Source organism: Deltaproteobacteria bacterium (assembly GCA_005879535.1).
Taxonomy (GTDB): Bacteria; Myxococcota; Myxococcia; order Myxococcales; family 40CM-4-68-19; genus 40CM-4-68-19.
This window is the reverse complement of sequence record VBKI01000085.1, coordinates 55938-62657: the sequence shown is the minus strand read 5'-3', so window position 1 is coordinate 62657 and position 6720 is coordinate 55938. Positions and strand designations below refer to the sequence as shown.

The window sequence follows — 6720 nt, the reverse complement described above, 5'->3', positions numbered from 1 at the left end:
CAAGGGCGCGGTGATGCTGTTGCCTTCGGGCGTGAACAAGCAGACGGGCCTCGCCACCGCGCTTTCCGAGCTGGGCTTGTCGATGCGCAATACCGTTGCCGTCGGGGACGCCGAGAATGACCACGCGATGCTCGCCGCGAGCGAGTGCGGCGTGGCCGTCGCCAATGCGCTCGACGTGCTCAAGGACCGCGCCGATCTGGTCACACGTGGGGCGCGCGGCGCCGGCGTTGAAGAGCTGATCGGCCGTATCCTGGAGGACGACCTTCGCTCCGTCGTGGTCGCGCGTCACGCGCTGCTGCTGGGAAACCGGCGCGACGGGACGGCGACGCACATCGCTCCGGCCGGCCGGCGCCTGCTGATCGCCGGCCCCTCCGGCAGCGGCAAGACCACTGCCGCCACAGGCTTCATCGAGCGCCTGATGTGCGCGGGCTACCAGTGCTGCATCGTCGATCCAGAAGGCGACTACGAAGGCTTCGAAGGCGTGGTGAGCATCGGGACCTCCGAACGGCCTCCGACCGTGGGCGAGGTCGTCGACCTCCTCGCCAAGCCGACCGTGCACGTCGGAGTCAGCCTCGTCGCCGTTCCGCTGCACGACCGGCCATCGTTCTTCGCGGCGCTCCTGCCGCGGCTGCAGGAGATGCGCACGCGCACGGGCCGCCCCCACTGGATCGTCATCGACGAGGCCCACCATCTCTTTCCCGCTTCCTGGCAACCTGCGCCGCTCACGCTGCCGCGCGACCTCGGCGGCGTCCTGATGATCACCGTGCACCCGGAACAGGTGTCATCGGCGATGCTCGAGGCCGTCGACATGGCGCTCGCGGTGGGCAAGAAGCCGGAGCGGACGCTCCGGCCCTTCGGTCGGATGGAAGCCGTGGAGCTGCGCGATGGAGAAGTCCTGGCCTGGTCCAAAGGCAAGGCCGAGCCGCTTCGGCTGGTCCCCGGCAAGGCGCAGCTCCGCAGGCATCGCCGCAAGTACGCGGCGGGGAACCTGGCGGGCGAGGCGTTCGTGTTCCGCGGGCCGCAAGGCAAGCTCAAGCTGCGGGCGCAGAACCTGGGAATCTTCCTCCAGATGGCCGAAGGCGTGGACGACGAGACCTGGATGCACCACCTCGGCCAGCGCGATTATTCGAAGTGGTTCCGGACGGTGATCAAGGACGACGGCCTGGCCGCGGATGCCGAGCAGATCGAGGGCAACGGCGGTCTGGAGAGCCGCAAGCGCATCCGGGACGCCATCGAAAAGCGCTATACGCTGCCGGAGTAGGGCTGCGGGGACCCGCGCTGGCGCATCATGCCGGCTCGGCGACGGTGCGCCCGCGCGGCGCGGGCGCGGGAGCGGAAGCACGCTGGTACCACTCGACCACCTTGTAGCGGCGCGCCACGAGAGCGAGGCCTGCTGCTGCCAGGTAAGCGAAGCCGGCGTAATAGAAGAACAGCACGGTTCCGCTGAAGAAGGCGAGCGCAGAAGCGAGCGCCACGGCCAGGTTCGCCGCCGCCGTCGTGAGGTTCCAGAAACTCTGGATCACGCTCTTCATCTTCAAGGGCGCCTGCGTGTACGCGAACTCCAGGCCGGTCACCGAGACCAGGATCTCCCCCACTGTCAGGACGACGTAGGGCACGACCTGCCACACCACGGAGATCTTCTCTCCCGCCGCCACGGGAACGTTGAGAATTCCGGCGATGACGAAGGAGGTCGCCCCCAGCGCGATCCCGATGGGCATCCGGCGCAGCGGAGTCAGCTCCCAGCCGAGTCGTTTGAGGAAGGGGTAGACGAAGCCGGTGGTGAAGGGGATGAGCAGCATCACCAGCGCCGGGTTCACGAGCTGCATCTGCGCCGGCTCGAACGTCCAGGAGCCGATCCGCAGGTTCATCGACCGCGCCTGCACCACCCAGGTGGACGCCTTCTGGTCGAAGAGCATCCAGAAGAAGGGGATGAAGGCGAAGATCGAGAGCACGCGGAAGACCGCCTTCACGCCTTCGACTGCTTCTTCGGGGTGCTCGGTGCGCGCGCGATCCAGGAAGCGACCGCCCTGGCGCCGGTTGCGCCAGGCGCTGGCGATCACCGCCGTGAACGAATGCGGATCGCGGCCCGATGGCGGGACTCTCACGTACAGGCCGCGGCCCATCCAGAAGACCAGCGTGGCGATACCCATCAGGATGCCAGGGATCCCGAACGCGACCGCCGGACCGAAGAGCCGAAGCGTCTTGGGGATCAGCATCGAGGCGAAGAACGACCCGAGGTTGATGCTCCAATAGAACATCGCGAAGACCTTGTTGACGAGCTGCTTGTTTTCCGCGGTGAACTGGTCGCCGACCAGCGCCGATACGCAGGGCTTGATCCCGCCCGACCCCAATGCAATCAGGACCAGGCCTGCGTAGAAGCCGTTCCGATCGTCGTGGAAGATCGCCAGGCAGGCGTGCCCGGCGCAGTACAGCAGCGAGATGTAGAGGATGGTCCTGTACTTCCCCAGGAAGCGATCGGCGAGAAAGCCCCCGAGCAGCGGCGTGAAGTAGACGCCGAAGACGAAGAGATGGAACGCGGCCTTGGCGGCCGCCTCGCGCTCGGCCTGCGCGGGAACGTGGTTCTTGAGCAGCCAGTCGATGAGGAAGATGGTGAGGATGTTCCTCATCCCGTAGAAGCTGAACCGCTCGCACGCTTCGTTCCCGATGATGAACGGGACCTGCGGCGGCATCCTCGGCTGCGCGGGGGGCACGGGGACTGTCTACCGCGTGCTGGCGGCCGGATGGAAGCTCCGTAGCCGCACCCGCCGAAGGCGGCATAGCCGCGGCCGCCGAAGGCCGCATAGCGGCTACGCTTCACTGCGGTTAGGGTGACAGCGATGGAATTCCGCAAGTTCCGCGGCACGGACAAGTACCTCACCTCGTCGGCGCTCGAGTCTGCCGTGAACTGCGCCCTCGCGCTGGAGCGGCCGCTCCTGGTGCGCGGCGAACCGGGAACGGGAAAGACGCAGCTCGCGGAGGCAATCGCGTCCGGGCTGGGCCTGCGGCTGATCCACTGGCCGGTGAAGTCCACGACCCGCGCCCAGGACGGCCTCTACGTCTACGACACCGTCCAGCGCCTCTACGACTCGCGCTTCGGCGACGGAGACGTGAAAGACATCCGCCGCTACATCAGGCACGGCCCGCTCGGGCAGGCGTTCGCGTCGCGCGATCGGGTGGTCCTCCTGATCGACGAGATCGACAAGGCAGACCTGGAATTCCCCAATGACCTGCTGCACGAGCTGGACCGGATGCGCTTCGTCGTCACCGAGACCGGTGACGAGGTGATCGCCCGCGAACGGCCCGTGGTGGTGATCACTTCCAATGCAGAGAAGGAGCTGCCGGACGCGTTCCTCCGCCGCTGCGTGTTCCACTTCATCGAGTTCCCCGAGAAGGACCTGATGGCGCGGATCGTCCGCGTCCATCATCCAGATCTGGATCAGAGGCTGCTCGACCAGACGTTACGGGCATTCTATTCGCTGCGAGACGTCGACGGGCTGCGGAAGCGTCCCTCGACGAGCGAGCTGATCGACTGGATCGCCGTGCTGCGGCGGGCGGGAATCGCGTCCGTCGAGCTGGACGCCGGCATGCCCTTCCTTGGCGCGCTGCTCAAGCGCGAGCAGGACCTGATCGCGTTCGCGGAGGCGGCCTCGCGCGGACGGCGCCCGAGGGCCTGACCGATGTTCGTTCCCTTCCTCTACGAGCTGCGCGATCGCGGCGTGCGGGTCGGCGCTCAGGAGGCGCTTTCGCTCGCCCAGGCGCTGGCCCTCGAGCTACATCGGGGAATCCTGGACGGCTTCTACGAAGTTGCCCGCGCCCTCTGCGTTCACCGCGAGCAGGATCTCGACGCCTTCGACCGTGCGTTCGCGCACCACTTCCGCGGCGTGCCGGACGAGGCGCTGGCGCTGACGGACGAGCTCCTGGAATGGCTGGAGCAGCCGGTTGCGAAGAGGGAGCTCACGGAGCTGGAGAAGGAGCTTCTGGAGCGCATCGATCTGGTGGAGGCGCGCGACCGCCTGCGTATGCGCCTGGCCGAGCAGAGGACCCGCCATGACCGCGGCAACCGTTGGGTCGGGACGGCAGGGACCTCACCGCACGGCAGCGGCGGAACGCACCCCACCGGGATCAAGGTAGGACAGGCCCCCGGCGGTCGCGGCGCTCTGGAGGTGGCCGCCGAGCGGCACTTCCGCGATCTCCGGTCCGACGTCACCCTCGACACCCGGCACATCGAGGTTGCCCTGCGCCGGTTGCGCGCCTTCGTCCGCGAAGGAGCGCTGGACGAGCTGGATATCGAGACCACCATCGACAAGACCGCGCGCAATGCGGGCGAGCTGGAGATCGCGCTACGGCCTCCGCGTCGGTCGAATCTGCGAGTGCTGTTGCTCCTCGACGTCGGCGGGTCGATGGATCCGCACGCGCACGTCTGCGAACGGCTCTTCTCCGCCGCCAAGCGCGCCACCCACTTCAAGGAGCTGCGCACCTATTACTTCCACAACTGCATCTACGGCCGCGTGTACGAGAGCGCCGGCCTGATCCGCGGGATCCCCGTCCTGCGGCTCTTGCAGGATTGCGATCCCTCCTGGCGCCTGATCGTGGTCGGCGACGCGCTGATGAGCCCCTGGGAGCTGCAGTCGAGCGGGTCGCGCTGGAGCTTCAGCGAGGACTCGGGCGCACCGGGCGTCGCCTGGTTGGCCCATCTTGCGCAGCATTTCCTCCACGCCGCATGGCTGAACCCGGAGCCCCAGGTGGCCTGGTATGGCACCGCCGAAGTGATTCGCCGGATCTTGCCCATGTACCGGCTCACCCAGGACGGGCTTCTGGAAGCAGTCCACCACTTGATGAAAGGCGGCGCGCGTCACTGAGCGTCGCGCTTCGCCTTCAGCATTTCGCCGGGGCCGGAGCGGAATCCCTCGACGGTCCCTGACCGCAGATAGACGATGAACGGCGCGGCATAGGAGGCCATGCAGACCCTGCACGGCACGTAGAGCAGCACGGAGTACGGAGCTTCGAGCTGGCGCGTTTTCCATGGATTGCCGAGCACCGCGCGGACCTTCGCCTCGTCTGCACCCAGCAGCCCTGCGCCGCGCGCCTTCTCGAACAGCGCGCGCTGCAACGCATGATCGATGGGCGAGAGCAGATAAGCATTCGCCAGCGGATTTCCCAGCAGCAGGAAGACCAGGCCGGTGCCGTAGACGAGCGCGCGCGGGAAGGTCAGCTTGCCCATCCGCGCCGCGGCGTAGATTGCCCACGCGCACCAGAGCGGGAGCGCGAGCAGCAGCACCGCGATGACGATCTTCATCTGGCGAAATGATCGGCGATCACGCTCGCCACGCACGCCGTGAGGCGGATCCCGGTGGGAATGTGCAGGAACTCGTTCGGGCCGTGGGCGTTCGATCCCGGACCGAGCACGCCCGTGATGAGGAACTGCGCGTCGGGAAACTTCTCGCCCAGCATCCCCATGAAGGGAATGCTTCCGCCCTCGCCCAGCGCCATCGGCGGCTTTCCGAAATAGTTGCGGGAGGCCCGATCCACCGAAGACGAGAGCCACTGCGCCAGCGGCGGCGAGTCCCAGCCGATTCCCGATTTCTCGCCCTCGAAGCTGACCCGCGCGCCGTACGGTGGGTCCTTCTCGAGCGCGTCCTTCACCGCCCGCGTCGCGGCCACCGGGTCTATCCGGGGAGGAATGCGCAGCGAGATCTTGCAGGCGGTGAACGGCCGCAGGACGCTCCCCGCGCTCTCCAGCGGCGGTAGCCCTTCGATGCCGGTGATGCTGAGCGCCGGCCGCCAGGAGCGGTTCAGGATCATCTCGACCTTGTCCGTGACCGCAGGCCGCGCCCCCGGTACGAAGGGGAACTTGTTCCACACCTCGTCGCCGAGGACCTCGGCGGTGAGACGGGCCTGCTTGAGGCGCTCGGCGGGCACCTGCACGTGGACTGCGTCGAGCTTCACCTTCCCGTTCTGCTCGTCGTCGATCCGGCTGAGCAGCTGACGGAGGATGCGGAAGGACTCGGGCACGATTCCGCTCGCGTCTCCCGAGTGGACGCCTTCGCCGAGGATCTCCACGCGCAGGTTGCCGCCGACCAGGCCCCGCAGGGAGGTGGTCATCCAAAGCTGGTCGTAGTTGCCGCACCCCGAGTCGAGGCAGACGATGAGGGAGGGCTTTCCGATGCGCGGCGCGAGGTGCGCGATGTAGGCGGGAAGGTCGGTCGATCCGCTCTCCTCGCAGGCTTCGATCAACACGATGCAGCGCGCGTGCGGCAGCGCCTGCTCCTGCACGAGCCGCAGCGCTGCCAGCGAGGCGAAGCTCGCGTATCCGTCGTCCGCGCCGCCGCGCCCGTACAATTTGTCGCCTTCGCGCACCGGGTTCCAGGGCGACAACCCCTGGCGCCACCCGGTCATCTCCGGCTGCTTGTCGAGATGCCCGTAGAGCAGCACCGTCTCGCTGCCCTGGCCCGGGATCTCCATCAGGATCACCGGCGTCCGGCCCTCCAGCCGGATCACTTCCACCGCCAGTCCCTCGACCGCCTGCCTGCGGCACCACCCCTCGATCAGGGACACGGCGCGGTCCATGTTCTGCTGCCAGCGCGCGTCGTAGGCGGGGGACTTGTTCGGAATCCGGATGTACTCGTAGAGGGCAGGGACGATCTCCTGCTCCCAGATCCGCTGCGAGGACTGCAGCGTGCGCGGCGCGTCGAGAGTCGGCATGGCCGCGCTCTCCTATCA

General features: G+C 67.6%; 6 protein-coding genes. 3 read left to right on the top strand and 3 right to left on the bottom strand.

The genetic code is table 11. The features are described 5' to 3' along the window. Positions 1–1261, top strand: a 1261-nt coding sequence (locus tag E6J58_20215) for a phosphoglycolate phosphatase (protein ID TMB33753.1), incomplete at its 5' end; no start/stop codon positions are given. A 25-nt stretch (positions 1262–1286) separates the two neighbouring features. Here the strand turns inward: E6J58_20215 and E6J58_20210 are convergent. Then, positions 1287–2690 (bottom strand): POT family MFS transporter, encoded by a 1404-nt coding sequence (locus E6J58_20210; GenBank protein ID TMB33757.1) that lies wholly within the window; start codon positions 2688–2690, stop codon positions 1287–1289. A gap of 147 nt (positions 2691–2837) precedes the next feature. Between E6J58_20210 and E6J58_20205 the strand changes: the two genes are divergently transcribed. Together E6J58_20205 and E6J58_20200 are read left to right on the top strand one after the other, a co-directional pair. Beyond that, complete coding sequence (locus E6J58_20205; GenBank protein TMB33752.1) at positions 2838–3674, top strand: MoxR family ATPase; 837 nt, start codon at positions 2838–2840, stop codon at positions 3672–3674. A 3-nt stretch (positions 3675–3677) separates the two neighbouring features. Then, on the top strand, positions 3678–4859 hold the full coding sequence (locus E6J58_20200) for a VWA domain-containing protein (GenBank protein TMB33751.1): 1182 nt from the start codon (positions 3678–3680) through the stop codon (positions 4857–4859). Here the strand turns inward: E6J58_20200 and E6J58_20195 are convergent. Next, positions 4853–5296 carry a hypothetical protein gene (locus tag E6J58_20195; protein ID TMB33750.1) on the bottom strand — a complete coding sequence of 148 codons (444 nt, stop codon included), beginning with the start codon at positions 5294–5296 and terminating at the stop codon, positions 4853–4855. The two genes, E6J58_20200 and E6J58_20195, sit on opposite strands and share 7 nt — an antisense overlap. Then, positions 5293–6702 (bottom strand): M20/M25/M40 family metallo-hydrolase, encoded by a 1410-nt coding sequence (locus E6J58_20190; protein ID TMB33749.1) that lies wholly within the window; start codon positions 6700–6702, stop codon positions 5293–5295. The genes E6J58_20195 and E6J58_20190 overlap by 4 nt, the downstream gene beginning before the upstream one ends. Positions 6703–6720: the final 18 nt, after the last annotated feature.

Coding starts and splice junctions, on each gene's coding strand:
- E6J58_20200 (TMB33751.1), top strand. CDS start 3,678: ATGTTCGTTCCCTTCCTCTACGAGCTGCGCGATCGCGGCGTGCGGGTC.
- E6J58_20210 (TMB33757.1), bottom strand. CDS start 2,690: ATGCCGCCGCAGGTCCCGTTCATCATCGGGAACGAAGCGTGCGAGCGG.
- E6J58_20195 (TMB33750.1), bottom strand. CDS start 5,296: ATGAAGATCGTCATCGCGGTGCTGCTGCTCGCGCTCCCGCTCTGGTGC.
- E6J58_20190 (TMB33749.1), bottom strand. CDS start 6,702: ATGCCGACTCTCGACGCGCCGCGCACGCTGCAGTCCTCGCAGCGGATC.
- E6J58_20205 (TMB33752.1), top strand. CDS start 2,838: ATGGAATTCCGCAAGTTCCGCGGCACGGACAAGTACCTCACCTCGTCG.